This is a genomic window from Qipengyuania sp. 902 (assembly GCF_051195295.1).
Lineage (GTDB): Bacteria > Pseudomonadota > Alphaproteobacteria > Sphingomonadales > Sphingomonadaceae > Qipengyuania.
Genome location: NZ_JBNJLJ010000002.1, coordinates 90,307 through 115,150 on the forward strand (window position 1 = coordinate 90,307; position 24,844 = coordinate 115,150).

General features: G+C 63.0%; 25 protein-coding genes and 1 tRNA gene. 7 read left to right on the plus strand and 19 right to left on the minus strand.

Features of this window, described 5'->3' with window-relative positions; translation table 11 throughout:
- The first annotated feature begins 2 nt into the window (after window positions 1–2).
- A complete protein-coding gene (carB, locus tag ACSH0F_RS05515) occupies window positions 3–3,350 on the plus strand; it encodes a carbamoyl-phosphate synthase large subunit (protein WP_435200741.1) in 3,348 nt (1,115 codons plus the stop codon).
- A 110-nt stretch (window positions 3,351–3,460) separates the two neighbouring features.
- Window positions 3,461–3,928, plus strand: a complete 468-nt coding sequence (gene greA, locus ACSH0F_RS05520) for a transcription elongation factor GreA (protein ID WP_278328744.1) — start codon at window positions 3,461–3,463, stop codon at window positions 3,926–3,928.
- Window positions 3,929–3,947: 19 nt separating this feature from the next.
- On the opposite strand, the gene ACSH0F_RS05525 is transcribed toward greA, so the two are convergent.
- From ACSH0F_RS05525 to ACSH0F_RS05550, 6 genes are all read right to left on the minus strand, one after another.
- Entirely contained in the window at window positions 3,948–4,421 is a 474-nt protein-coding gene (locus tag ACSH0F_RS05525) for a GNAT family N-acetyltransferase (RefSeq protein WP_435200744.1), read from the minus strand.
- A gap of 10 nt (window positions 4,422–4,431) precedes the next feature.
- The gene (locus tag ACSH0F_RS05530) at window positions 4,432–4,662 is read right to left on the minus strand and encodes a DUF4170 domain-containing protein (protein WP_278328742.1); all 231 of its coding nucleotides are present in this window, start codon (window positions 4,660–4,662) and stop codon (window positions 4,432–4,434) included.
- Between the two features lie 102 nt (window positions 4,663–4,764).
- Window positions 4,765–5,298, minus strand: coding sequence for a hypothetical protein (locus ACSH0F_RS05535; RefSeq protein ID WP_435200746.1), 534 nt, complete (start codon window positions 5,296–5,298; stop codon window positions 4,765–4,767).
- Between the two features lie 46 nt (window positions 5,299–5,344).
- Entirely contained in the window at window positions 5,345–5,662 is a 318-nt protein-coding gene (locus ACSH0F_RS05540) for a hypothetical protein (RefSeq protein ID WP_435200748.1), read from the minus strand.
- Entirely contained in the window at window positions 5,659–6,093 is a 435-nt protein-coding gene (locus ACSH0F_RS05545) for a phage holin family protein (protein WP_435200750.1), read from the minus strand. The genes ACSH0F_RS05540 and ACSH0F_RS05545 overlap by 4 nt, the downstream gene beginning before the upstream one ends.
- Window positions 6,094–6,115: 22 nt before the next feature.
- Complete coding sequence (locus tag ACSH0F_RS05550; RefSeq protein WP_435200752.1) at window positions 6,116–6,754, minus strand: hypothetical protein; 639 nt, start codon at window positions 6,752–6,754, stop codon at window positions 6,116–6,118.
- A gap of 173 nt (window positions 6,755–6,927) precedes the next feature.
- On the opposite strand from ACSH0F_RS05550, the gene eno reads away from it, so the two are divergent.
- The 3 genes from eno to ACSH0F_RS05565 all read left to right on the plus strand — a co-directional run bounded on the left by eno (window position 6,928) and on the right by ACSH0F_RS05565 (window position 10,432).
- Window positions 6,928–8,214 carry a phosphopyruvate hydratase gene (gene eno / locus ACSH0F_RS05555; protein ID WP_435200754.1) on the plus strand — a complete coding sequence of 429 codons (1,287 nt, stop codon included), beginning with the start codon at window positions 6,928–6,930 and terminating at the stop codon, window positions 8,212–8,214.
- A gap of 77 nt (window positions 8,215–8,291) precedes the next feature.
- On the plus strand, window positions 8,292–9,341 hold the full coding sequence (locus ACSH0F_RS05560) for a phosphotransferase (protein WP_435200756.1): 1,050 nt from the start codon (window positions 8,292–8,294) through the stop codon (window positions 9,339–9,341).
- Window positions 9,341–10,432, plus strand: coding sequence for a hypothetical protein (locus tag ACSH0F_RS05565; RefSeq protein WP_435200758.1), 1,092 nt, complete (start codon window positions 9,341–9,343; stop codon window positions 10,430–10,432). Before ACSH0F_RS05560 ends, ACSH0F_RS05565 begins: the two co-directional genes overlap by 1 nt.
- On the opposite strand, the gene ACSH0F_RS05570 is transcribed toward ACSH0F_RS05565, so the two are convergent.
- From ACSH0F_RS05570 to ACSH0F_RS05610, 9 genes are all read right to left on the minus strand, one after another.
- A complete protein-coding gene (locus ACSH0F_RS05570) occupies window positions 10,429–11,259 on the minus strand; it encodes an EamA family transporter (RefSeq protein ID WP_435200760.1) in 831 nt (276 codons plus the stop codon). The genes ACSH0F_RS05565 and ACSH0F_RS05570 overlap by 4 nt on opposite strands.
- Window positions 11,260–11,263: 4 nt before the next feature.
- Window positions 11,264–11,686 (minus strand): 6,7-dimethyl-8-ribityllumazine synthase, encoded by a 423-nt coding sequence (gene ribH / locus ACSH0F_RS05575; protein ID WP_435200762.1) that lies wholly within the window; start codon window positions 11,684–11,686, stop codon window positions 11,264–11,266.
- Between the two features lie 4 nt (window positions 11,687–11,690).
- On the minus strand, window positions 11,691–12,929 hold the full coding sequence (gene ribB, locus ACSH0F_RS05580; protein ID WP_435200764.1) for a 3,4-dihydroxy-2-butanone-4-phosphate synthase: 1,239 nt from the start codon (window positions 12,927–12,929) through the stop codon (window positions 11,691–11,693).
- 117 nt (window positions 12,930–13,046) lie between these two features.
- Window positions 13,047–13,122: transfer RNA gene (locus tag ACSH0F_RS05585), tRNA-Lys, on the minus strand.
- Between the two features lie 110 nt (window positions 13,123–13,232).
- Complete coding sequence (gene rodA, locus ACSH0F_RS05590) at window positions 13,233–14,306, minus strand: rod shape-determining protein RodA (protein ID WP_435202162.1); 1,074 nt, start codon at window positions 14,304–14,306, stop codon at window positions 13,233–13,235.
- Window positions 14,307–14,347: 41 nt separating this feature from the next.
- Window positions 14,348–16,465 carry a penicillin-binding protein 2 gene (gene mrdA, locus ACSH0F_RS05595; protein WP_435200766.1) on the minus strand — a complete coding sequence of 706 codons (2,118 nt, stop codon included), beginning with the start codon at window positions 16,463–16,465 and terminating at the stop codon, window positions 14,348–14,350.
- A complete protein-coding gene (gene mreD / locus ACSH0F_RS05600) occupies window positions 16,465–17,016 on the minus strand; it encodes a rod shape-determining protein MreD (protein ID WP_278328729.1) in 552 nt (183 codons plus the stop codon). Before mreD ends, mrdA begins: the two co-directional genes overlap by 1 nt.
- Window positions 17,016–17,906: a rod shape-determining protein MreC gene (gene mreC / locus ACSH0F_RS05605; RefSeq protein ID WP_435200768.1), complete on the minus strand. Its 891-nt coding sequence runs from the start codon at window positions 17,904–17,906 to the stop codon at window positions 17,016–17,018. The genes mreD and mreC overlap by 1 nt, the downstream gene beginning before the upstream one ends.
- A 12-nt stretch (window positions 17,907–17,918) precedes the next feature.
- Window positions 17,919–18,962 (minus strand): rod shape-determining protein, encoded by a 1,044-nt coding sequence (locus ACSH0F_RS05610; protein ID WP_435200770.1) that lies wholly within the window; start codon window positions 18,960–18,962, stop codon window positions 17,919–17,921.
- A 192-nt stretch (window positions 18,963–19,154) separates the two neighbouring features.
- Here ACSH0F_RS05610 and mutL point away from each other — a divergent pair, with 192 nt between their 5' ends.
- Both mutL and ACSH0F_RS05620 read left to right on the plus strand, forming a co-directional pair.
- Window positions 19,155–20,960 (plus strand): DNA mismatch repair endonuclease MutL, encoded by a 1,806-nt coding sequence (gene mutL, locus ACSH0F_RS05615; protein ID WP_435202164.1) that lies wholly within the window; start codon window positions 19,155–19,157, stop codon window positions 20,958–20,960.
- A complete protein-coding gene (locus ACSH0F_RS05620; protein ID WP_435200772.1) occupies window positions 20,960–21,445 on the plus strand; it encodes a hypothetical protein in 486 nt (161 codons plus the stop codon). The genes mutL and ACSH0F_RS05620 overlap by 1 nt, the downstream gene beginning before the upstream one ends.
- Before the next feature lies 1 nt (window position 21,446).
- Here ACSH0F_RS05620 and ACSH0F_RS05625 read toward each other — a convergent pair whose 3' ends face one another.
- From ACSH0F_RS05625 to ACSH0F_RS05640, 4 genes are read right to left on the minus strand one after another with little or no spacing between them, the layout of a single operon-like run.
- Window positions 21,447–21,911, minus strand: coding sequence for a MaoC family dehydratase (locus ACSH0F_RS05625; RefSeq protein ID WP_435200774.1), 465 nt, complete (start codon window positions 21,909–21,911; stop codon window positions 21,447–21,449).
- A gap of 15 nt (window positions 21,912–21,926) precedes the next feature.
- Window positions 21,927–22,667, minus strand: coding sequence for a MauE/DoxX family redox-associated membrane protein (locus ACSH0F_RS05630; protein ID WP_435200776.1), 741 nt, complete (start codon window positions 22,665–22,667; stop codon window positions 21,927–21,929).
- A 36-nt stretch (window positions 22,668–22,703) separates the two neighbouring features.
- Entirely contained in the window at window positions 22,704–23,516 is an 813-nt protein-coding gene (locus ACSH0F_RS05635; protein ID WP_435200778.1) for a DUF1206 domain-containing protein, read from the minus strand.
- 58 nt (window positions 23,517–23,574) lie between these two features.
- Complete coding sequence (locus tag ACSH0F_RS05640) at window positions 23,575–24,840, minus strand: ectonucleotide pyrophosphatase/phosphodiesterase (RefSeq protein WP_435200780.1); 1,266 nt, start codon at window positions 24,838–24,840, stop codon at window positions 23,575–23,577.
- Window positions 24,841–24,844 lie beyond the last annotated feature (4 nt).

Here is a 24,844-nt window from a genome sequence, read left to right on the forward strand (position 1 = left end):
TAATGCCCAAACGCACTGACATCTCTTCGATCCTCGTCATCGGCGCTGGCCCGATCATTATCGGCCAGGCCTGCGAGTTCGACTATTCCGGCACGCAGGCGATCAAGGCGCTGAAGGAGGAGGGCTACCGGGTCATCCTGGTCAATTCCAACCCCGCCACGATCATGACCGATCCGGAAATGGTCGCGGGCGAAGGCGGAGGTCCGGACGGGGCGACCTATATCGAGCCGATCACGCCCGAGGTCGTCGCCAAGATCATCGAGAAAGAGCGGCCCGATGCTGTGCTGCCCACGATGGGCGGGCAGACGGCGCTGAACTGCGCGCTCAAGCTAGACGAGATGGGCGTGCTGGAGAAATTCGGCGTCGAGATGATCGGTGCCAAGGCGGACGCCATCGACAAGGCCGAGAACCGCCAGCGCTTCCGCGAGGCGATGGACAAGATCGGCTTAGAAAGCGCGCGTAGCGGCGTGGCGCATACGGTGGACGAGGCCTATGCCGTGCTCGAACGTACCGGCCTGCCCGCCATCATCCGTCCCAGCTTCACGCTCGGCGGCACCGGCGGCGGCATCGCCTACAACAAGGCCGAGTTCGAGAAGATCGTGCGCGACGGCCTCGACGCCTCGCCCACCACCGAAGTCCTGATCGAGGAATCGCTCCTCGGGTGGAAGGAGTTCGAGATGGAGGTGGTGCGCGATGCCAAGGACAATTGCATCATCATCTGCGCGATCGAAAATGTCGATCCGATGGGCGTGCATACAGGCGATTCCATCACCGTCGCGCCAGCGCTGACGCTGACCGACAAGGAATACCAGATCATGCGCACCGCCAGCATCAACGTGCTGCGCGAAATCGGTGTGGAAACAGGCGGTTCGAACGTACAGTTCGCAGTCAATCCAAAAGATGGCCGCCTGATCGTGATCGAGATGAACCCGCGCGTCTCGCGCTCCTCGGCGCTGGCCTCAAAAGCCACCGGCTTCCCCATCGCGCGCGTCGCGGCGAAGCTGGCGGTCGGCTATACGCTGGACGAGATCCAGAACGAGATCACTGGTGCAACGCCCGCGAGTTTCGAGCCGACCATCGACTATGTCGTGACCAAGATCCCGCGCTTCGCTTTCGAGAAGTTCAAGGGATCGAAGCCGGACCTCTCGACCGCGATGAAGTCGGTCGGCGAGGTGATGGCGATCGGCCGCTGCTTTGCGGAATCGCTGCAGAAGGCGCTGCGTGGCCTCGAAACCGGGCTCGACGGGTTCAACCGCGTGCCCGAGCTGGAAGGCGTCTCGAAAGAGAAGATTACCGCTGCGCTCAGCCAGCGCCGCCCCGACCGCATCCTCAAGATCGCGCAGGCCTTCCGCGAAGAGTTCACGGTCGAGGAAATCGCCCAGATCACCGGCTTCGACCCGTGGTTCCTGCGCCAGATCGAGGCGATCATCTACGAAGAGAAGATGATCGGCCACAATGGCCTGCCGAACGATGCGGACGAATTGCGGCGCCTGAAAGCGATGGGCTTTTCGGACAAACGCCTCGCTACGCTGGCCGTGCGCTCGGTCGGCGTTGCCGGCGGACTCGGTGAAACGCGGGCGAAGAGTTCGGGCCTGCTTCACGATGCCCTGCGCGCCATGGCCGGGGCGACGAGCGAGGAAGAGGTGCGCCAGCTGCGCCAGAAGCTCGGCGTGCATCCCGTCTTCAAGCGGATCGACAGCTGCGCCGCCGAATTCGAGGCGGTCACGCCCTACATGTACTCGACCTACGAGGCCCCGACATTCGGCGAGCCGGAGGACGAGGCGGACCCAAGCGACCGCAAGAAGATCGTCATCCTTGGCGGCGGCCCGAACCGGATCGGGCAGGGCATCGAGTTCGACTATTGCTGCGTCCATGCGTGTTTCGCGCTGGCCGAGGCCGGGTTCGAGACCATCATGGTCAACTGCAACCCGGAAACCGTTTCCACCGATTACGACACGTCCGACCGGCTCTATTTCGAGCCGCTCACGGAGGAAGACGTGCTCGAGATTCTGCGCGTCGAGATGTCGAAGGGCGAAGTCGTCGGCGTGATCGTGCAGTTCGGCGGGCAGACCCCGCTCAAGCTCGCCAATGCGCTGGAGCGGGAGGGCATCCCGATACTCGGCACCAGCCCCGACGCGATCGACCTAGCCGAGGACCGCGAGCGGTTTGCCAAGCTGATCAACAAGCTCAAGCTGATGCAGCCCGACAACGGCATCGCCCGCAGCCGCGACGAGGCCGCTGCGGTTGCCGCCCGCATCGGCTACCCAGTACTGCTGCGCCCCAGCTACGTGCTCGGCGGCCGCGCGATGGAGATCGTCGACAGCGAAGCGCAGCTCGATGACTATATCGCCACGGCGGTGAACGTCTCCGGCGACAGCCCGGTACTGGTCGACCAATACCTACGCGATGCGATCGAATGCGATGTCGACGTAGTCGCCGATGGCTTCGAGGTCCGCATTGCAGGCGTGATGCAGCACATCGAGGAGGCCGGCGTCCATTCGGGCGATAGCGCCTGCACCATCCCGCCCTACAGCCTGCCCGACGAGATCGTCACCGAAATGGAGCGACAGGCCGAAGCGCTGGCCAAGGCCTTGCAGGTGCGCGGCCTGATGAACGTCCAGTTCGCAGTGAAGGACGGTGAGGTCTATCTCATCGAGGTGAATCCGCGTGCGAGCCGCACGGTGCCCTTCGTCGCCAAGGCCATCGGCCGCCCGATCGCCAAAATCGCCGCGCGCGTCATGGCGGGCGAGGGGCTGCACGAATTCGAGCCTTTCGATATCCGCCCAAAGCATATGGCGGTGAAGGAAGCCGTCTTCCCCTTCGCGCGCTTCCCGGGCGCCGACCCTGTGCTCAGCCCGGAAATGAAGTCGACCGGCGAAGTGATGGGCATCGACACAGACTTCCCCGCGGCCTTCCTCAAATCGCAGCTGGGCGCAGGCATGATCCCGCCGCGCGAGGGCACGCTGTTTGTCTCGGTCAAGGATAGCGACAAGGAAGTGATCCTGCCTGCGGTGAAGACGCTGCTCGACAGGGGCTTCCGCGTGATCGCCACCGGCGGCACGCATCGCTTCCTCGCAAGCCAAGATCTGGATGTTGAACAGGTCAACAAGGTGGCGGAAGGGCGTCCGCATATCGTCGATGCGATCATCGACGGTGAGGTGGCGCTGATCTTCAACACCACCGAAGGCTGGCAATCGCTGCTCGACAGCCAGTCGATCCGCGAAGCCGCGCTGGAAAAGAAGCTGCCGTATTACACCACCGCCGCCGCCAGCCTCGCCGCTGCGCGCGCGATTGCGGAGGTTTCACCGGAGCAGCTTGAAGTGCGTTCGCTGCAAGACTATTATAGCTGACGGATTAACGCGATTTCCTCCCGACATTCGAACCCGATCGGCCCCGCAGAACGGCGGGCCGGGGTCGAATTGTCCGAACAGGGGAGGGGAGAACAGGAAGGACGCGCGCCATGGAAAAGGTGCCGATGCTGGCCGAAGGCTACGAAAAGATCACTGCCGATCTCAAGACGCTGCGTGCAGAACGCCCGCTGATCGTCGACGCGATCGAGGAAGCGCGCGCGCATGGCGACCTTTCGGAGAACGCGGAATATCACGCGGCCAAGGAGCGCCAGGGCCAGGTCGAGGCGCAGATCGCCGAGCTTGAAGACAAGGCCAGCCGCGCGCAGATCATCGATCCCTCGACCCTGTCGGGCGACAAGGTGATCTTCGGCGCGACCGTGACGCTGCTCGACGAGGACGACAAGCCGATCAAGTACCAGATCGTCGGCCAGACGGAAGCCGATGCGTCCAAAGGTCGGATCAGCTACAATTCGCCGATCGCCCGCGCGCTGATCGGCAAGCAGGTCGACGACGAGGTCGAGGTGACCGTGCCGTCGGGCGACAAGTTCTACCTGATCGAGAAGATCGAGTTCATCTGATCGACGTGCAGAGGCGCTGTCAGGACAGCGGTTTTTCCATCGCCCAGTTGTGGATGGGCACGCCGTCGATTGCGAACTCTCGCTTGTGCATGACCTCGTAGCCAGTCCGTTCGAAGGCGGGTCGAGCAAGGTCGCTCGCTTCCGTGTATAGCCGCTGCGCGCCACATTCGCGTGCCATGACCTCCGCTTCGGCGAGAAGCAGGTCCGCGAGACCGCGCCTCGTGTGGTCGGGATGGCAATAGAGGTGGTCGAGGTGCCCGTCGCGCTCCAGTAGCGCATAGGCGACGGGCCGATTGTCATCGTCGGCTGCAATCAAGATTTGCGCGCCGTCGGCTACGACGTCACGATATCGCTGCGGGCCGGGATGGCGTGAGCGCCAGGCTACCTGCTCGGCCGAATAGGCGCGCGGGCCGATCGCCTCAATGGCTGCCGCGCACACCGCCGCGACCGCCTCGGCATCCTCATCGCGATAAAGGCGGATCGCATAAGCCACCCACTGAGGATCAGGCGCCGGGATCGAGCAGCTTGTGAAGGTGCACGACGACGTATTTCATTTCCGCATCGTCGACCGTGCGCTGGGCATTGGCACGCCAGGCGTCGACCGCCGCGTCGTAATTGCTGAACACGCCGGCCACATGGATGCTTTCCGGATCGGCAAAAGTTGCAGAGCGCGGGTCGGTGACGCGACCACCCATGACAAGGTAGAGCGTTTGCTTGGCTTCGGTTTCTTCCATGGGATGGCTTTCTCGATTGGGGAGGGAGAGTGCCCCGGCCCAATAACGAAAGCGGCGCGACAGGCAAGCCCGTCGCGCCGCTTCTGTTAGCAATGAGTGGTATCAGTAACCGAAACGGGTCTTCAGCGAACGGGCACCACGCGATCCGGCACGCTTCGCTTTGCGCGAATTTGCGCGCAGCGCATCGCTGGCGACGTCCATCCGGTAGGCCGCATCGCGACGTAGTCCGCGTGCAGTGGTAGCGGCGCTGTCACCGAAGTCTTCGAAGCGGTCGCCGGCGTATTCCGCGGCATTCGCTGCACCGTCAATTGCGCGCGCGCCGTAAGCCAGCACGCTATCGAGTGCGAGGGTGGCAAGTGCGCCACCGCGACGGCCAAGCCTGCGGCCCGGGCGGGTCATTGCACCGATTGCGAGACCGATGGCGATCGCGCCTCCGACCACGGCAAACGGATGCTTCTTGGTAAACTCGACTGCGCTGTCGGCGACGTCCTTCGCCTGGTCGGCAAAGCTTCGCTCGGCATTGCGCCTTTCACCGGCTTCGATCTTCGCGCGCAGCTGCTCGCGCTTTTGTTCGTCGGTCAGCTTGCTGTCCGCACTGATCGGCGTGACGTTGTTGGTTTCTGCTGTCTCAGCCATGAAAATCTCCGAATTGGTGTTCGTTTATCCAACGGCTGCGCAGGGTTCATTGTTCCGCCGGTTCAGCCTCATCCTCGCTCGCATCGTCGCCTTCGCCGAGGCCGAACAGGTCGAGCAACGGATTGCGAGCAAACCAGACGACGACCGCAGCGACCAGCGCAGCAAGCGCACCCTTATTGTCTTCGGCAGCGTCCACTGCTTCTTCGTAAAGATCGATAGCACCGTGCTTGACGGTATCCAGGGTGCGGGCCGCCAGTCCTTTGCGCGCGAGGTCTGTTTTCACATGCTCGACATCGGCCTCAACCAAGGCTCTGGCGGAATCGCGGAGATAGCGATCTTCGAGCATTCGTTCACGGCGAGTCATTCTTCTGCGCCCTCCGAGAAAGCATCCCGAATATCGTCGATACGGCCCTTCAGCATGCGCAGAAACACGACGCCCACCACGATAAGGGCGAGCGTCACGACAGCTGTCGCGCCCCACGGGCCGATCAGCGGGACGAGTGCAATGACGAGACCGACAGCTCCCGCGATCAGGGCGAGGTGGAACACGCCGAACGCAGCAAGGCCAAAGGCGATGGCGCCCTTGGCCCTGTTTGCAGTGTAGCCTGCGCGGCTTTTCTGGAATGCCAGTTCGGCTTCGGCGTAAGTCTTGCCATCGGATAACAATGCCGTGACATCGTCTATCAAAGACGCTTCGCCGGATCCCCGCTCTTCATCGGCAGGTTCGTGATCATCCGGCACGTCGAGCGGACCGAGATAGCTCTCGGTCCCGCGCTCTACTTCGTCATCCCTCATCGCAGACCCCCTGATACGTCGATCAACGGCGACCGCCAAACAGGCGCGAAAGGAAGAACCCAGCGACTGCGGCAATACCCAGTGCCTTGCCGGGGCTGCGGCGAACGAATTCGCGGCCGTCGTCGACGAGGTCGTCAACGCTCTTCTGATCGAGCTTGGCAGCGTAATCGTCGAGCGACTTCGATGCTGTGCGAGCATAATCGCCATATTTCGCGCCGAGCTTCTCGTCGACCTGATAGGCGTTGTCGTTGACTATCCGGCTGAGCGAACGCATCCCTTCGCTGGCCTTGACCTTGCCTTCGGTTGCAAGTTCGCGGCCCTTGACCTTGGCATCGTCGCCATAGGCTTTGGCTTCGGCCACCCAATCGTCGCCCTTGCCCTTGGCCCGCGTGCGGTAGGCGGTTGCACGATCCTTGCCTTCCGCTTTCAGCGCGGCTGCGCCGGCCTTGGCTTCTTCAAGCGCGGCATTGAAGCGCGACTTGGCTTCGGCGCGGTTGTTGTTGGTCGTTTCGGCAGTGTCGATCGCGGTGTTGGTCACGGGGGTGGTCTCCTTGGCTGCGGGCGTCTTCGCCACGGTCTTGCGCGGCTTGGCGGCAGTGGATTTCTTCTTGGCGGGTATCTTGCGCTTTTTCGGTGCGCCGGTTCCGTCTGTATCGGCCATTGCTGTCGTCCTTGCCCTCAATTGTTTTCATGCCCCCAACGCTCCTGATGCGAAGGGGTTCAATTGTGCAACGCAACTTGCGCGCCGATGTTCCGGCGAATAGAGCGCGTGCCTGTCCCCATCTGGGGGTGTATTAGTGAATTGCAACACCTCAGCCCGGAGTGCCTCTTCCCATGACCGCCATCATCGACCTCCACGCCCGCGAAATTCTCGACTCGCGGGGCAATCCTACGGTCGAGGTCGATATTCTCCTGGAAGACGGCAGCTTTGGCCGGGCAGCCGTGCCGAGCGGTGCCTCGACAGGTGCGCACGAAGCTGTGGAGTTGCGCGACGGCGACAAGGACCGGTACCTTGGCAAGGGTGTGATGAAGGCGGTCGACGCTGCCAATACCGAGATCGCCGAAGCGATCCTGGGCCTCGATGCGGAAGACCAGCGCGACATCGATGCTGCCATGATCGCGCTCGACGGGACGGACAACAAGGGCCGCATCGGAGCGAACGCGATCCTCGGCACGAGCATGGCGGTCGCCAAGGCTGCGGCCAATGCGCGCGGCCTGCCGCTCTACAGCTATATCGGCGGTGTTTCTGCGCATGTCCTGCCGGTGCCGATGATGAATATCATCAACGGCGGCGAGCATGCCGACAATCCGATCGATATCCAGGAATTCATGATCATGCCGGTCGGCGCCGACAGCCTGGCAGAGGCGGTGCGCTGGGGCGCGGAAGTGTTTCACACGCTCAAGAAGAAACTGCACGAGAAAGGCCTGGCAACCTCGGTAGGTGACGAAGGCGGGTTCGCGCCCGATCTTGCCAGCACACGCGATGCACTCGACTTCATCATGGCGTCGATCGAACAGGCTGGCTTCACCCCGGGCGAGCAGATGGCACTGGCGCTCGATTGCGCATCGACCGAATTCTATCGCGACGGGAAATACGAGATTTCGGGCGAGAACCTCTCTCTTTCGGGCGATGAGATGGCCGAATATCTTGCCAAACTGTGCGCCGACTATCCCATCCGCTCGATCGAGGATGGCATGGGCGAAGACGATTTCGAAGGCTGGAAAGCGCTGACCGATTTGATCGGCGGTTCGGTCCAGCTGGTCGGGGATGATCTTTTTGTGACCAACCCGACGCGCCTCTCCGACGGGATCGAGCGTGGTCTGGCCAATTCGCTCTTGGTCAAGGTCAATCAGATCGGCACGCTGTCCGAAACGCTGGACGCGGTCAGCATCGCCAATCGCGCCGGGTACACGGCCGTCATGTCGCACCGCTCGGGCGAAACAGAGGATGCGACCATCGCCGACCTCGCAGTTGCGACCAATTGCGGACAGATCAAGACGGGCTCGCTAGCCCGGTCGGACCGGCTTGCGAAATACAACCAGCTCATCCGGATCGAGGAAGAGCTGGGCGATAGCGCAGTCTATGCCGGTGCTGGCTGTTTCGGCAGGATCGGGTCCTGACGCGCCATCCGGCTAAACGATTGCCAGCCTAAGTCCTCTGCGTTAGCGTCTGCCCTTGCTCTTTGTGGGAGAGGAGCTTGGGACGATTTCCGGCACACCCGGACGAGGTAACAGCCAGCTGGCTCGGCGACGTGCTTGGCGCGCGGATGGACGGTGTGCGCTGGGAGCCCATCGGCACGGGTCAGGTCGGCGACAGTGTGCGGTTCCATTGCGAAGGGCAGCGCGGCACCTTCACGCTGGCCGGTAAGTTCAGCGCGGAAGACGAGGCCAGCAAGGCGACGGCCACATCCTTCGGCCTCTATCGCAAAGAGGTCGAGTTCTATCGCAACACCGCTCCGCATCTCGCCGTGCGCGTGCCCCAGGTGCACTATGCCGAGGTCAATGACGAAGGAAGCGAATTCCTCCTTCTGTTCGAGGACCTCGGCCCGGCGGAGCAGGGCAACCAGATTGCCGGTTGCGGAATAGAGAGGGCACGCGACGCGATCGTTCAGGCCGCCGCGATTCATGCGCCGAGCTGGAACAATACCGAGCTTCTCGAAGCGGAATGGATCCAGCCTCCTCCCGAACTCGGTGCGACCGTCGCCGCGATGTATCCGCAGGCCCAGGCCGTTTTCCGCGAGCGATATGCCGACCAACTCGAGCCGGACTTCATGGCCTTGTGCGAGGAACTGGCCGATCTGGCGCCGGTCTACTTTCGCAGCGATCCCGACCGGCAATGCATCGTCCACGGCGATTTCCGCCTCGACAATATGCTGTTCGACATAAGGGGGGGGGCGGAGCCGATTGCCGTGCTGGACTGGCAGACCGTGACCGTCGGCAAGGCCATGACCGACGTCGGTTATTTCTTGGGCTGCGGCATCGGCGAGGCCCTGTGGCGAGAGCATGAAGAAGACTTGCTCGACCTCTGGCTGGCCGAGATGGCCAAGCGGGGCATAACGCTGAGCCGCGACGGGATCGAGGACGATTACCGGCGCGGTATTCTCCACGGTGTCTCTACCGCCGTCTTCAGCGCCGCTTTCGTCCAGCGCACCGAGCGTGGCGACGCGAATTTCCTGTCCATGGCGCGCGGCGCGTGTTCGCTGGCGCTGGCCCGCGACTCTCTGGCTGCATTGAAAGAGGTAAGTTAATGGTCCTGTCACGCGGCGATGAATATCCGATCCACCAGACGCCCGAACCAGTCGCCTATTCAGGCACCGACCGGAATTTCTACGACCGGTATTTCTTCAACGGCTATGCTCCCGACGGCAGCGGTTTTTTCGCCCTGGCGCTGGGCGTTTATCCGCATCTCGACGTGATGGATGCGCATTTCAACGTCGTTCGCGACGGGGTGCAGCACTGCATCCATGCGAGCCGCGAGTTGAACATGGAGCGGATGGATCTGATTGTCGGGCCGATCCGCGTCGAGGTGATCGAGCCGCTGCACAAGCTGCGCCTGATCGTTGATGAGTGCGAAGGCATTTCGGCAGATCTAACGTTCACCAGCCGCGCCTTCGCGATCGAGGAGCCGCGCTTCACGCATCGCATCGGCCCGCGTGCCTTCATGGACTACACGCGCATGACGCAGAACGGCCATTACGAGGGCTGGATCTCTGCCGATGGCGACCGGCGCGAGCTGGCCGGGGGCACAGCCGGCACACGCGACCGCAGTTGGGGCGTGCGGCCTATCGGCGCCCGCGATCCGCAGCCCATGCCCGGCGCCCCGATGCCCGGCTTCTTCTGGCAATGGACACCGATCAATTTTGCGGGCGGCAGTCTGTTCTTCCACGTCAACAATGACGAGCATGGCCGTGCCTGGAACACGCGTGCGGCCTGGGCTCCGGACGGTGCGACGGCCAGCGACATTCGCGAAGGCCACGGCAGCATGCGGACGCGGATCGCGCCCGGCACTCGCTGGCCGACCGGAGGAACGCTGTCGCTGGCCGTGCCCGGCGCGCCGGAGCAGGTGACGCTCGAACCGCTGTCGCGCTTCCAGATGCGGGGGCTGGGGTACACCGATCCCGATTGGGGGCACGGTCTCCATCACGGGCCGCTCAAGGTAGAACGCGAGGATATCGAGCTGGATCAGCTCGATCCGCTAGAGCCCCAGAACCTCCATGTGCAAATGCCGATGCGCGTTACCGGCAGCGCGGGCGAGGAAGGTATTGGCGTGTTCGAGCAGCTCATCATCGGGCCGTTCTCACCGCTCGGCCTTGGTGAATTTCTCGATGGCGCGAGCTAGCGAGAGAGCAAAAGCACAAAAACGCCGCTGAAGATGACGATCCCGCCGGCGATCTTGAGCCGGTCCGGCCGCTCGCCGAGAAACAGCGTTGCGATGAGCAGCGCGAACAGGATCGAGCTCTCCCGCAAAGGCGCGAGACGCGGCAATTCGCCGACCGAATAGGCAAGCATTGCAAGGCCATAGCTGGCGACGCCCGCCGCTCCGGCTGCGACGCAGCTCTTCCAGTTGCGGCGAGTGTAGTCGATGAAGGCGCTGCCACGCCAAGCTCCAATGGCCCCGCCGATCACAGCTCCCAGCACGAAGAAAGCCCATGCGATGTAGGAGAAGGGCGTCGGCGCATTCCGGACGCCGCCCGCATCGAGTACGGTGTAGGTCGCGACGGCAAGGCCGGTAAGCAGCGAATAGCCCAGCGCCTCCCGCGTCAAGTTGCGCCCTATCGCGCTGAGAAGGATCCCGCTCGTGACCAGTCCCATACCGATTGCGACCGGGAGAGTAATCGCGTCGCCCAGGAACACTACCGCACCGAAGGCCGCGAAAACCGGCGCGGTGCCCCGCATGACGGGATAGGTCGCGCTCATGTCCGCCACTTCGAACGCGCGCACCAGCGCGAGGAAGTAGACGGCGTGGACGATCAGCGATCCCAGCAGCCAGCCCCACGCGCCATGCGGCGGCGGGAAGAAAAAGATTGCCGGCAGCACCAGCAAGCCGCCGCTCAGATCGATCAGCGCCCGGCTTGCGAGTTTGTTGTCGCCCGATTTTAGAACAGCGTTCACCACCGCATGGATCGCGCCGGACGCGATCATCATCAGGGCGGCGACTTCGAGCATTTGCTCAGCGGGCGAAGCGCCCCTGCAAGTCGAGCAGTGCCAGCGCAGCCTGCGCCGCTTCGCCGCCCTTGTTCTTCTGCTTCGGATCGGCGCGCACCAGTGCCTGCTCCTCGTTCTCGACCGTCAAAATGCCGTTGCCGATCGCAACGCCGTCCATGGTCAGCGCCATGATCCCGCGCGCACTTTCGCCCGCGACGATCTCGAAATGATAGGTCTCGCCGCGGATCACGACACCGATGGCGACGAAGCCGTCATAAAGGCCGCTGTCTGCAGCCATCGAGATTGCGCCGGGCACTTCCAGCGCGCCGGGCACGGTGAGCACTTCGGCCTCGTGACCCTGCGATGCAAGCGTCTCACGGGCGCCATCGATCAGCATGTCGTTGAGATGGTCGTAGAAACGCGCTTCGACGATCAGGAACTTGGCCATGGAATCACTCCGGAATGGGACGGTGGTCGACGATGTTGAGGCCATAGCCTTCGATCGCCACGACATTGGGTTGCGAATTGCTGAGCAGGATCATGTCCTCGATGCCGAGGTCAGCGAGGATCTGGGAGCCGATACCGACATTGCGCTCGGCCTCGCTCTCGCCATAGCCGCTCGCCGGACGGCCGGTGATGATCACGATCACGCCCGAGCCATGATCGCCGACTGCCTGCATCGCCCGCTGCAAGGTGCGCTTGCGCGCCCCCGGCTTGCCGAGCACGTCGTCGAAGATCGAGATCGGATGGACGCGGGCGAGGGTGGGTTCGCCGGGCTTCACTTCGCCCTTCTGCAGGACATAGCTCTCGCTGCCGTCGACCGTGTTGCGATAGGTCATCATGCGCCATGCGCCGCCATAGTCGGATTCGAAAGTGTCTTCGGCGACGCGCTCGACGAGGTGGTCGTTGCGCATGCGATATTCGATCAGGTCGCGGATCGTGCCGATCTTCATCTCGTGCTTGCGCGCGAAACTGACGAGGTCGTCGAGGCGGGCCATTGTGCCGTCCTCATTCATGATCTCGCAGATGACACCCGCCGGATTGAGACCCGCAAGGCGCGAGATATCGACTGCCGCTTCGGTATGACCGGCGCGCACCAGTACCCCGCCGTCACGCGCGGCGAGGGGGAAGACGTGGCCCGGGGTAACGATATCCTCCGGCCCCTTGTTCGCATCAATGGCGACCGACACGGTACGCGCGCGGTCTGCGGCGCTGATGCCGGTGGTGACTCCGGTCTTGGCCTCGATCGACGTGGTGAAAGCTGTCTGCATGCTTTCACGATTGTCGCGGCTCATCGGTTCGAGACCGAGCGCCTCGACCCGCTTGCGGTCGAGCGAGAGGCAGATGAGTCCGCGGCCGTGGGTAGCCATGAAATTGATCGCATCGGGAGTCGCCATCTGGGCGGGGATGATGAGATCGCCCTCGTTCTCGCGATCCTCGTCATCGACGAGAATGTACATCCGGCCATTGCGGGCTTCGTTGATGATTTCCTCGGCCCCGACGATGACCGGCGTTTCGTCGTTCGCTTCGAGAAAAGCCTCGAGTTTGGCGAGCGTATCAGCGGTGGGGTTCCACCCATCCTCGGTGCAATCGCGCAGGGTATTGGCATGCAACCCGGCTGCGCGGGCGAGGCCGGCACGGGTCATCAAACCCTGCGAGACGAGCGAACGAACTTTGTCGATGGTGTTCATGGCCCGACCGACTATCACATCATAATGTGATGTCAAACAACGTAATCACATTGCATACCGGACGTGGCACATTCCGACTGTGCCAGCAAAAGTCGCGCGATGAAATTAAAGAGAAAGTGGTGGACGCACTAGGGCTCGAACCTAGGACCCGCTGATTAAGAGTCAGCTGCTCTACCAACTGAGCTATGCGTCCACACTGCGGCTTGCCGCTCGCCCGTGGATGGGCGCCCCGAATCGGAGAGGCGCTCATATAGCTGGCTTGCTCGGGATTAAAAGGGCTTTTTCCGGTCGCCCGAGGTGCGTTCAAGAGATGAGGCCGGTGCGAGGGGCGCGGCGGTTCCAGCGGGCGACCATCATCAGCGATCCGATGCAGATCATATTCGTCATCATCGAGCTGCCGCCGTGGCTCATGAAGGGTAGGGGAATACCCACCACAGGCGCTAGACCCATGACCATCATCAGATTGATCGCGACGTAGAAGAAGATCGTCGCCGTCATTCCTGTGGCCAGCAATTTTCCGAAGCGGTCCTGACTTTCGCGCGCGGTTTTCAGGCCCCAGCCCAGAATCATCGCAAAGGCGCCGATCACTACGAGACCGCCTATGAAGCCCCACTCCTCAGCCATGGTCGAGAAGATGAAATCGGTTTGCGGTTCGGGCAAATAATTGAGGTGGCTCTGCGACCCCTCGTTGAAGCCCTTGCCGCCCAGCCCGCCCGAGCCAATGGCGATCTTGGACTGCGTGATGTGATAGCCATCGCCCAGCGGATCGCTCTCGGGGTCGAGGAAGGTGAAGACGCGGCGCTGCTGATAGGGCTGGAGTCCGAAGAAGAAGGCGACCGGCGCGAGTACCGCAGCGGCTGCTCCGGCAGCGAGGAACCAGCGTAGGGGCAGGCCTGCAACGAACATTACGACTGCACCGCCGAAAGCCAAAGCGAGTGATGTGCCTAGGTCGGGCTGCAGCAGCACCAGTGCCACCGGAGCGCCGATCAGGGCGGCGGCGGGAACGACCGATCGCCAGGTCGGGATCAAGCCGATGGGGAGGTTGGCGTAAAAGCGCGCAAGGACGAGGACGAGCCCCGGTTTCATCAGTTCCGACGGCTGCAACTGCATGAAGCCCAGATCGAGCCAGCGCTGGCTACCCCCGCCCACGAAACCGATCGCCTCCACCGCCATCAGCATGACGATAATCACGATGTAGACGGGGAAGGCGAAGAATTGCGCCAGTTCTCGGCTGAACATGCTGATGACGAAAGCCATCGGCAGGAAGACCAAGAAGCGGATCACATGCGAGGAGGCATAGGGGTCCCAAGACCCTCCTGCCGCCGAAAACAGAACGAGCGCGCCGAAGCCTATCAGGACGAACAGCGGGAAGAGCATCCGCCAGGGCTGGCGGGCTATCGGATCGGGTACAATTCCGCTCACTCGGGATCGTCCGCCGGGGTGGCCTGTGTGGTCGATCCGGGCGAAGTCGGCCTCGCCGAGTTGGTGTCTTCGGACACCTCTTCGGCAGAACGGGTATCAACGCGCGACGGGCTGGCTTCCTCGGCAATCGCTTCGGGTTGGCGAGCCGCCACGCGCGCTTCAGCCTCGACCTGGTCGAAGATATCCTCGTCGCGCTCGGGCACCGGGGGAACCGCTTCTCCGGCGGCCGCTGCGTAGGCGCGATATTTCTGATTGAGGCGCTCTTGCGCCGTGCCGCCCCATTGCTCTTCCAGCGGGCGCAAAGCCTCCATGCCCTTCGCCGGATCGAACATGAAGGTCATCACGTCCCGCGCGATGGGGTAGGCAGAGCCCGAACCGCCTCCGTGCTCGATCACCACCGCGCCGGCGTATTTCGGCTTGTCGAAGGGTGCGAAGAACACGAACAGGCCGTGGTCGCGATATTTCCAAGGACCCGTCTTGCCGTTCGAGATGCTCAGCGAAACAACCTGCGCGGTACCCGTTTTCCCGGCCATGAGAATATCATCGAACGGCAGGCGGGCGCGCCCGGCCGTGCCGGGTCCGTTGACCGTGTCGCTCATCGCCTGGCGAACGTAGCCGATCTCCTCGGGGCTAAAGTCGAAATGCTCGAACTGCGGCTTTTCGTCGGTCAGGCGCAGGCGCGGCATGACCCTGTCGCCGGTCGCGAGGCGCGCGCTCATTACGGCGAGCTGCAGCGGACTGGTGAGATAATAGCCCTGGCCGATGGACGAGTTGACCGTATCGTAGGGCTGCCACTCCTGATCGAACTTCTTTTTCTTCCACGCCGGATCGGGCACGGTGCCGTAGAACTGGCTGGTGACGGGAAGGGGAAATTCTTCGCCCAGACCCATCTTGTGCGCCCATCTCGCCACATGGTCGAAGCCGACCTGCTGCGCGAAATGGTAGAAATAGCTGTCGCAGCTTTGGTAGATGGCCTTTGCCATGTCGACAGAGCCGTGATTGCTCCAGCAGTTGAAGAACCGGTTGCCGATGCGCCGGCCGCCGCCACAGATAATGGTTTCTTCCGGCTTCACGCCTGCATCTAGGAAGGCCATGCAGTGCATCGGCTTGACCGTCGAGCCTGGCGGATAAAGGCCCTTGAGCACCTTGTTGCGCAGCGGCACGCGCTCGTCATCACGCAGCATGGCATATTCCACGCGGCCGATGCCTTGCGAGAAACTGTTCGGATCGAAGCTCGGCATGGAGGACATGCAGAGGACGTCGCCGGTCTCGCAATCCATGACCACGCAGGACCCGCTTTCGAGGCCGATGCGCCGCGCGGCGTAGTCTTGCAAAGGGCCGTCGATGGTCAGGCGAACGGGATCGCCCTGGACGTCTTCGCGCGTTTCGAGGTCGCGAACGATCCGGCCTGATGCCGTAACCTCCACCCGCCGCGCGCCGGGGACGCCGCGCAGGTCCAGCTCGAACTGCTGCTCGAGCGCGTCCTTGCCGATCTTGTAGCCGGGGGTGATGAGCAGCGGGTTGCGGTCCTGTTCTTCGTATTCCTCGGCATTGGCGGGCCCGACATAGCCGATCAGGTGACCGACCGACGGGCCGGTCGGATAGAAGCGCGAGAAGCCGCGTTGCGGCACGACGCCGGGCAAATCGGGCAGGCGCACGCTGACAGCGGCGAACTGGTCGTATTTGAGGCCGGAGGCGACTTCGACGGGCTGGAAGCCGGGCGAGTCCTCGATCCGCTTGAGCACGTCGGCGGACTGGTTTTCGTCGAGCTCGAGTATGTCGGTAAGGACCGCGACCGTCCGGTCCGGATCGGGCGTGCGTTCCGGAATAATGTCGACACGGAAGTCGGCACGGTTGGATGCCAGTGGGGCGCCGTTACGGTCGAGGAGCCAGCCCCGCCGCGGCGGGATCAGCGACAGATTAACGCGATTGCTTTCGCTTTCGAGTTCGTATTTCTCGTTCTCGGCAATGGCGATATAGCCCATGCGCGCAGCGAGCAGAACGCCGAGCCCGCCCATCGCCGTGCCGATGGTGAAGGTACGGCGGTCGAAAGCATTGTCCAGCGTCACCTGGCTTACGATATCGCGCCGCTTGTTCCTGTTGCGCAAGCCCATCAGATCGTTCTCCAGCGATGCAGCCGGAAGCGATCGAGCCGCGCGACTATGCGCGAGAGAATGGGGAAAAGCAGTATGGACAGCACGAGTTGGGGCACGAGAGCGATAAGCGAATGGATGTTGGGCGTGGCGCCGGATAGCAGCCAGCCAACAATCAGATAGACGCTTACGACTATACCAGCGGTGAACCAGTCCTGCCAGAAGGCGCGCCACGGCAACCTACCTTCGAGGATCTCGATCCCGATCAGGGCGAGCGACCAAGTCAGTATCGCAAAGCCGAAGGGCTGGCCGCTAAAAAGGTCGTCGAACAGGCCGAGCGGAATGCCGGCCCACACCGGCAAAAGACCGGGGCGCACGAGCCGCCACCCGAGCAGCATGAGAAATCCCAGCGGCGGCAGGAGCGGCAGCGCGGAGGCAATCGGGAACAGCGGCAGGATCGACGCGAGGAGGATCGATCCCCACGGCACGACCGTCGCGAGGAAAGTCGAATGCGAGCGATTGATGCGATTGCCGTAAGCGTCGCTGCGAGCACGCGGGTCGATCCGCTCCATCAGTCGGACAGCTCGGTTTCGGTCGGTGTCTCGACTGCCAGGGCGGCTTCAGGCTCGAAGATCGGGTCGATGGAAACGAAGTCGGTCGCCGCGGGATCGCTGACCATGCGGGCGAGACCGCCATCGTCGGTCTTTTCGACCAGGATCGCGACGGCAGCACCCGGGCGATAATATCCGCCTGCACCGCTCGTCACGAACAGATCGCCTTTTTCGAGCGGATTGATACCGAGGTTAATCAGCCGGATGCGCAGCAGGCCGTCGCCGCGCCCCTCGGCGAACGCCACGACCTCATCGCTCGCGCGGCGGACAGGCAGGACGCTTTCGGTGTCGGTTAGCAGCAGGATGCGCGCGCTATCGCTGCCGGTTTCGAGCACTCGGCCGACGACGCCGCGCGGCGAGCGGATCGGCATGCCGACCTCGACACCCTGGTCGCTGCCTGCCCCGACATAGGCAAAGCGACGCGTGCTTGATGCCGTGGAGCCGACCAGCCGTGTGACAGCAACAGGTTCGACGTCTTCTTCCCGCAAGCCCAGAAGCGCCTTCAGGCGAAGGTTTTCCTGCTCGACCGCCTGCGCTTCGGCCAGGCGGATACGGGCGATCTCTATCTCGCGCTTAAGTTCGGCATTCTTGGACCCCGCGCGGTAGTATCCGCTGATCGAATCCCAGATGCTCTTGCTGCCCGTGCGTACCGTGGCGGAAGTCTCGGTCGCCGGAGAGACGCCATCGGCCGCCGCGCCTCGCAGCCCGCCGAACAGCTGGGGCTGGAAGAAGGACAGCACCAGCAACACGGCACCGATCAGGGCACCGATCCCGGCGATGATGTAGCCGGTGAAGAGATTGTACTGCGCCCTTCGCGAATAGCCCGAGCGCCGTTGGCCTGTCGGCGCCATATGCAGTCCCCCTTACGCCGTCATCAGGACGCCGCGATAGATCGGATCCTCCATCGCCCGGCCGGTGCCGAGTGCGACACAGGACAGCGGATCCTCTGCGATGGTCACCGGCAGACCGGTTTCCTCGCGCAAATACTCGTCCAGCCCACCGATCAGCGCGCCGCCGCCGGTGAGCACGATGCCCTGATCGACGATATCGGCAGCCAGTTCCGGGGCGGTATTCTCGAGAGCGATCCGGACGCCTTCGACGATCGCACCGATGGGTTCGTTCAGCGCCTCTGCGACGTGGCCCTGGTTGATCGTGATCTCTTTCGGAACCCCGTTCACGAGATCGCGGCCCTTGATCGTAATGCTTTCGCCAATGCCGTCCTCGGGTGCGCGGGCGACGCCGTAATCCTTCTTGATCCGCTCGGCCGTGGCGTCACCGATCAGCAAGTTGTGATGTCGGCGGACATAAGAGACGATCGCTTCGTCCATCTTGTCGCCTCCGGTGCGCACCGAGGTGGTATAGGCGAGTCCGCGCAACGAGAGCACGGCGACTTCTGTCGTGCCGCCGCCGATATCGACGACCATGCTGCCGACCGGTTCGGTCACGGGCATGTCGGCACCGATCGCCGCGGCCATCGGCTCGAGGATTAGATAGACCTGGCTGGCGCCCGCATTCGAGGCCGCATCGCGGATCGCGCGGCGCTCGACACTGGTCGAACCCGAGGGCACGCAGATGGTGATCTCGGGATAACGCATCAGGCTCTTGCGACCGTTCACCTTGCGGATGAAGTGCTTGATCATCTCTTCGGCGACATCGAGATCGGCAATCACGCCATCGCGCAGCGGGCGGATTGCTTCGATGCTGTCGGGCGTCTTGCCCATCATCATCTTCGCGTCGTCGCCGACGGCCTTCACGCGCTTCTGGCCATTAATCGTTTCCAGCGCGACCACGCTCGGCTCATTCAGCACGATGCCCTGGTCCTGGACATAGACCAGCGTATTGGCGGTCCCGAGGTCGATCGCCATGTTCTGCACGCCGAATTTGAAGAGGTTGTTCCAGAAGCCCATTTTAATTCGTTTTTCCGTTTGATCTTGGGTTGCTGCAGAGCGGCAAGCGAGTGCTGCATCGACCCGGAGGACAGGGATGGCGCGCTCTTTAGCGATACATTGCGGAAATTGCCAAAAATTTCCTTACGGGCAGCGGTGGAAACTCGCTCGCCCGATCTCGGATTCGCGCCCGTTCATCGCTACAACCGGGGAATGCCGCAAATCCGCCGCCTTCCCGACGCTCTGGTCAATCGCATTGCTGCGGGCGAGGTCGTGGAGCGGCCGTCCTCCGCGCTCAAGGAACTGATCGAGAATGCGATCGATTCCGGAGCGAGCCGGATTGCGGTGAAACTGGTCGAAGGCGGGCTGGCAAGCCTCGAGGTCACCGACAATGGCTGCGGCATGACAGCTGACGAGATGAGTCTCGCGCTCGAACGGCACGCGACGTCTAAGCTGCCCGACGAGGCGATCGAGCAGGTGATGACGTTAGGCTTCCGAGGCGAAGCCTTGCCCAGCATCGCCAGTGTCGCACGTTTCACGATGGAAAGTCGTCCGCAGGGTGCGGATGCAGGGTGGAAGCGGGTCGTCGACCATGGCGAGACGATTGCCGAGGGACCTGCTGCCCTTCCGCCCGGCACCCGGGTGCGGGTCGAGAACCTGTTCGGCAAGGTGCCCGCCCGGCGAAAGTTTCTGCGAACCCCTCGCAGCGAGTACGCCGCGTGCAAGGATGTGGTCCAACGTCTGGCGATGGCGCGCCCGGACATTGCCTTCACGCTCGATCATGGCGACCGCCGTATCCTTGCGCTGCAGGGCGGAGAGACCCCGCAAGACCGTGTCGCCCAGATCGTCGCGCGCGAATTGAAGGACAATGGCGTGCTGCTCGATATGGAGCGGGGCGCGATGCGGCTGACCGGAGTTGCCGGCTTGCCGACCTACAATCGCGGTGTGGCCGATCACCAGTATCTGTTCGTCAATGGTCGTCCCGTGAAGGACCGGCTGCTGATCGGCGCAGTGCGCGGAGCCTATGCCGATATGCTCGCGCGCGACCGCCATGCGGTGCTGGCGCTGTTCCTCGAAGTTCCGGCCGAAGACGTCGACGTGAATGTCCACCCGGCCAAGACCGAGGTGCGTTTCCGCGATGCGCAGGGTGTGCGCGGCTTTATCGTTTCCGGTCTACGGCAGGCGCTTGCGACTGGCGACAAGCGCAGCGCGCAAAGTCCCGATGCGGGCGCGATGGGGCGCTGGCAGGCGGAACCCGCACGCGAAGAACCGTCGCCTGCACTTCGCTCGATCTTCTCGGGCCGCGACTGGACCGGACCATCTCCTTCGCGCGTGTCCGAGCCGAATGCAGCCTGGCGAGGCGTGGAGGCCAATGTGATGGCTGCCCCGCGAGGCCGCGCGGAAGAGGCGCAGCCGGTAGCGGAGGAGGAGAGGGACTATCCGCTCGGGATCGCCCGGGGGCAGGTGGCCAATACCTATATCGTCGCCGAAGCGCAGGACGGTCTCGTGCTGGTCGATCAGCATGCGGCGCACGAGCGTCTCGTCCTCGAACGTCTTCGTGCTGCGGGGGCAGAGGATGCGGTGAAGCGCGAGCAGGCGCTGCTCATTCCCGAAGTGGTCGAGCTGGAAGAAACCGCCTGCGACCGGCTCGAGGACGCCGCGCCGAAGCTTGCAGAACTCGGCCTCGGGATCGAGCGGTTCGGGCCGTCCGCCATGCTGGTACGATCGATGCCGCATGCCATCGCGCGGACCGATCCGGAGAAGCTGCTGCGCGATATCGACGACGATCTGGCGCTCAACGGCGAGGCGCTGTTGCTGGGCGAGAAACTCGATCTCGTGCTAGCGACGATGGCCTGCCATGGCTCGGTGAGGGCGGGGCGCACTTTGCGGGTCGACGAGATGAATGCGCTGCTGCGCGAAATGGAGCGCACGCCGCGTTCAGGGCAATGCAATCATGGGCGGCCGACATGGGTCAAACTGTCGATGGAAGACGTCGAGAAACTTTTCGGGAGGCATTGATGCGGATAGCAATTCCGGTGGCTCTGCTGGCTCTGGCCGCCTGTGCGGCCGAGCCGAGCGAGGAAGAACGCCAGGCGGCGGTTGCCGAAGTCGAGGCGAACCAAACACCCGCTCCGGAAGAGCTGGCGCTGGAGCCCATCGGTTATCCCGATATCGAGCAGAACGACCTCTATGGCGCCGGGTGCAACTTCGCTCCCGATGGCGGCGGGATGGGTGCCGTGGCGATCGCAATGGCGGAAGAAGGCTATCTCAAGCGCAAGGGCGAGATACTTACGTTCGCTGCAGACTCGGGAAGCACGGAATTGCCCTATCTCGCCCGCTCCAAATACGACGGGAAGGCCTATTCCTTCTCGCTCGCCATCGACGAGGCCAGCGAAACACCGACCGGGATGGAAACGAGCGACTACTCCGGCGAGTTAACGGTCGAAGACCAGTATGGCAGCGTGGTCTACCAGGCGACCGGCATCGTCCAGTGCGGCGCCTGACCTAATCCTCTATCGGCGCGTCCTCGTCGCGTACGCGGATCAGGCCGTTGCTGATCATTTCTAGCACCGGTTCGTCATGCTGGTTGAAGGTCGTCGTCCGGCTCTTGAAAATGCCCATTTCGCGGCGCGACTTGCTCCGGCGCTTTTCGAGAATCTCGCTTTCGCAGCGCAACGTGTCGCCGGGGTACACGGGCTTCTTCCAGCGGAGCTCATCGACGCCGGGTGAGCCGAGACCGGCCTGTTTGTTGGCGGTCAGGTTCTCGACCATCATGGCCATGGTCATGGCGCAGGTGTGCCAGCCGCTGGCCGAAATCCGCCCGAAGTGGGTCTGTGCTGCGGCCTCGTCGTCGAGGTGGAAAGGCTGCGGATCGTATTTGCCGGCGAATTCCAGCACCTCTTCACGGGTGACTTCGTACCGGCCGAAGGACTGGCGGCTACCGACTTCGATGTCTTCGAAATAGATCATGCCGACAGGGATGGATCAGAGTGCGGGGCGAAGCAACATCCAAATCCCCATGCCGATCATCGCGAGGTTCTCGCTCAGCGAAATGAAGCCCAGCGGCACGTTGCCCGATCCGCCCACGCAAGCGCATTTGATGTCGCGCTTCTGGATGTAAACGGCGTAAAAAACGCTGACCGCACCGATCGTCCCGATCGTCAGCGCGACGGGTATGGAAATCCAGGGCAGGTTGCGCCCGGCCATCAGAACCGCCGCGGTCGCTTCCAGGAACGGATAGGCGTAGGCATAGGGCACCCACCGCTGGCCAAGCAGATCGTAGCCGACGAACATGGTCGAAAATTGCTCGACGTCCTGCAGCTTGAGCATGGCCAGCATAGCCATCGAGAACGCGATGAACCACTCTGCAGTGCGGACGGTAAAGGGCGACTGGTAGACGAAAAGGCTTAGCGCGACCGCGAGGGCCGCGCCGACGGCGAAGACGGCAAGGACGGGGGTGTAGCTTTTCCCGCCATCGTCCTTTTTGTCATGGCCGAAATGTTTGCGGAGCTCGGTATAACCACCGAGCCGCTTGCCATCGATGAAGGTCTGCGGCGTCGTCTTGACGCCATGCTCAGCCTTGAAGGCATCGGTTTCTTCGCGCGTGGTGAGGTGGTGATCCTCGACCGCAAAACCCTCTCGCTCCAGCAGCCATTTCGACTTGGTGCCATAGGGACAGACATGCTTGTCCATCACCATGCGATAGAGTTTTGCGGTCTTGGTCATCCTTTCGATATATACCCCCGGGGGGTATGTTTCAACTCACGCGCGGAATTTCGGCACGCCGGCATCCGAGTCGAGATCGGGAATGATCCGATAGCGAGCCAGCACGAGGCTGAAGAGACCGAAAAGCAGCAGACCGATCGCAGTCAGCGTGAAGATGAAACCTTCACCTGCCAAGCTGGCGACAGCGTCGCCCAGCGTCTTGATCTGGTCCGCACCACCCGACATGAAGCCCGCTTGGAACAGCGACCAGCCGATGACGGTGTAGACGACAGCGCGAGCAAGGAAGCCCGCTCCGCCGAGCCAGCGCGTGAAGTCGGGCGCCTGTCCGCTGATGCGGTGCATGAAGCTGCCAGTGATGCCCTTCTTCGCTTGGTGGAACGCTGCCACGAACAGCGCGATGCCGAGCAGGCCGAGCACGATGCCGCCGAATTCGAAACCGAGAACGCCGGAGGCCGCCTCCTGCGCGCCGCCGCCGCTACTACCGGACGAACCGCCCGTATCGCTGGTGGCGAGCTTGTAAGCCGAATATGCGAGTGCAAGGTGGGCGATGCCGCTACCGGCATGGCCGATCCGCTTGCCCCAGCCTTTGGCGTCCGAGCCATTGTTCTCGATATCGAACAACAGCGAGCAGAAGCGGAACAGGGCATAGGCGATCAGGCCGACGACCATAATCCACAGGATCACGGTGCCGAGCGGAAATTCCTGGATCGCGCGGAAGATGCCGTTGGTCCCCTCGGCAATTTTCTGGGCGCTGGTAAGCGCGATCAGGCCGAGGACGAAATAGAGGATCGCACGGCTGAAATAGCCCACGCGCACCAACCAATTGAATTTTTCTGATTTGTCGACCACGTCGAGGCTCCCTGTTGTTCAGGGTGCTAACGTGGCGCGGTCGCAATCCGTTCCAGAACTATTGGTTGAGGGCAGGCCGCAGGGGATCGAGCGATCCGTCGGTCCGTCCACGGGGCGGCAGACCGATGAGTTCTCGCAGCAGCGGCTCCACCGACGTGTTCCGGAACGAGGGCAGGGCGATCCCGGTGCGAAATGCCGGACCGTGAGCGATAAAGAGCGACGCCATCTCAGGCGCGGCGGGATCGTAACCATGAGAGCCGCCCGTCCAGCTGCTGTCTGAAGCGGTCGGCGCGATCGTCCAGCCCGTTTCCGCGAGGCAGAAATACGGCGGGATCCGGCGGTGCGTACCGTACTCGAACCGCTCCGGCATCTCGTCCTTGCGCCAGCACTCCATGTGCTCGTGATCGGTTAGGATAGCCGCCTCGAAAGCAGCGCGGTTGCCTTCGGTAGGCTCGAAGGTGGCATAGGCCCCGCCCTCGACAAGGCGATAGAGCGACGGATCGATGATCGTGTCGAGCCCGATCATCCGCTGCGAGCTGGTAGCGGCCATGCCATGGTCGGAAACGATGACGAGGTTTGCCGGCTGCCCCAGTTGATCGAGGCCAGCGACCAGATCGGCGATGTGCCGGTCTATATCTCGCAGGGCAACATCGAGTTCTTCACCCTGCGGGCCGACATCGTGGCCGGCAGTATCGGTGGTGTCGAAATAGAGCGTCACGAACTCCGGGCGGATATCCGCCGGACGACGCAGCCAGTCGAGCACGCTGTTGACGCGCTGCGTATTGCTGACCTGCATGCTGAATGCCTGCCAGTCGCTCGGCAGCACACCATCATCCACCGGGCCGAAACGCTTGGCGGTGCCGCCCCAGGGCACGGCCGAGCCCGGCCAGAACATGGCCGCGCTCCGGATACCGGCCTCTTCCGCGTCGACCCAGATCGGGCGCGCATCGGCCCACCACCAGGGATCGACGTTCGACATGCCGAAAGTCTCGTCCGGCCGCTCGGGATCTTCCATCCGGTTGGCGGTGATGCCGTGGTGATCGGGCACCAATCCGGTGACGAGCGTCCAGTGATTGGGGAAGGTCTTGGTCGGGAAGGACGCCTGCATCGACGCTGTCGCGCCGTTTTCGGCGAGACGAGACAAGGTTGGCGTGAGCCCGCGCTCGAGATAGTCCGGATGGAATCCGTCGATCGAGACGAGGATGGTGACCGGCTCGCGCTGTTCTACCTCCGCTGCGGCAACCGGCGGAGCATCGGCATAGGTCGCGCAGCCGCCCAACGTGGCGGCGAGCCCCAAGGCCAGTGCTGCGGCAATCCGATTCATGGGT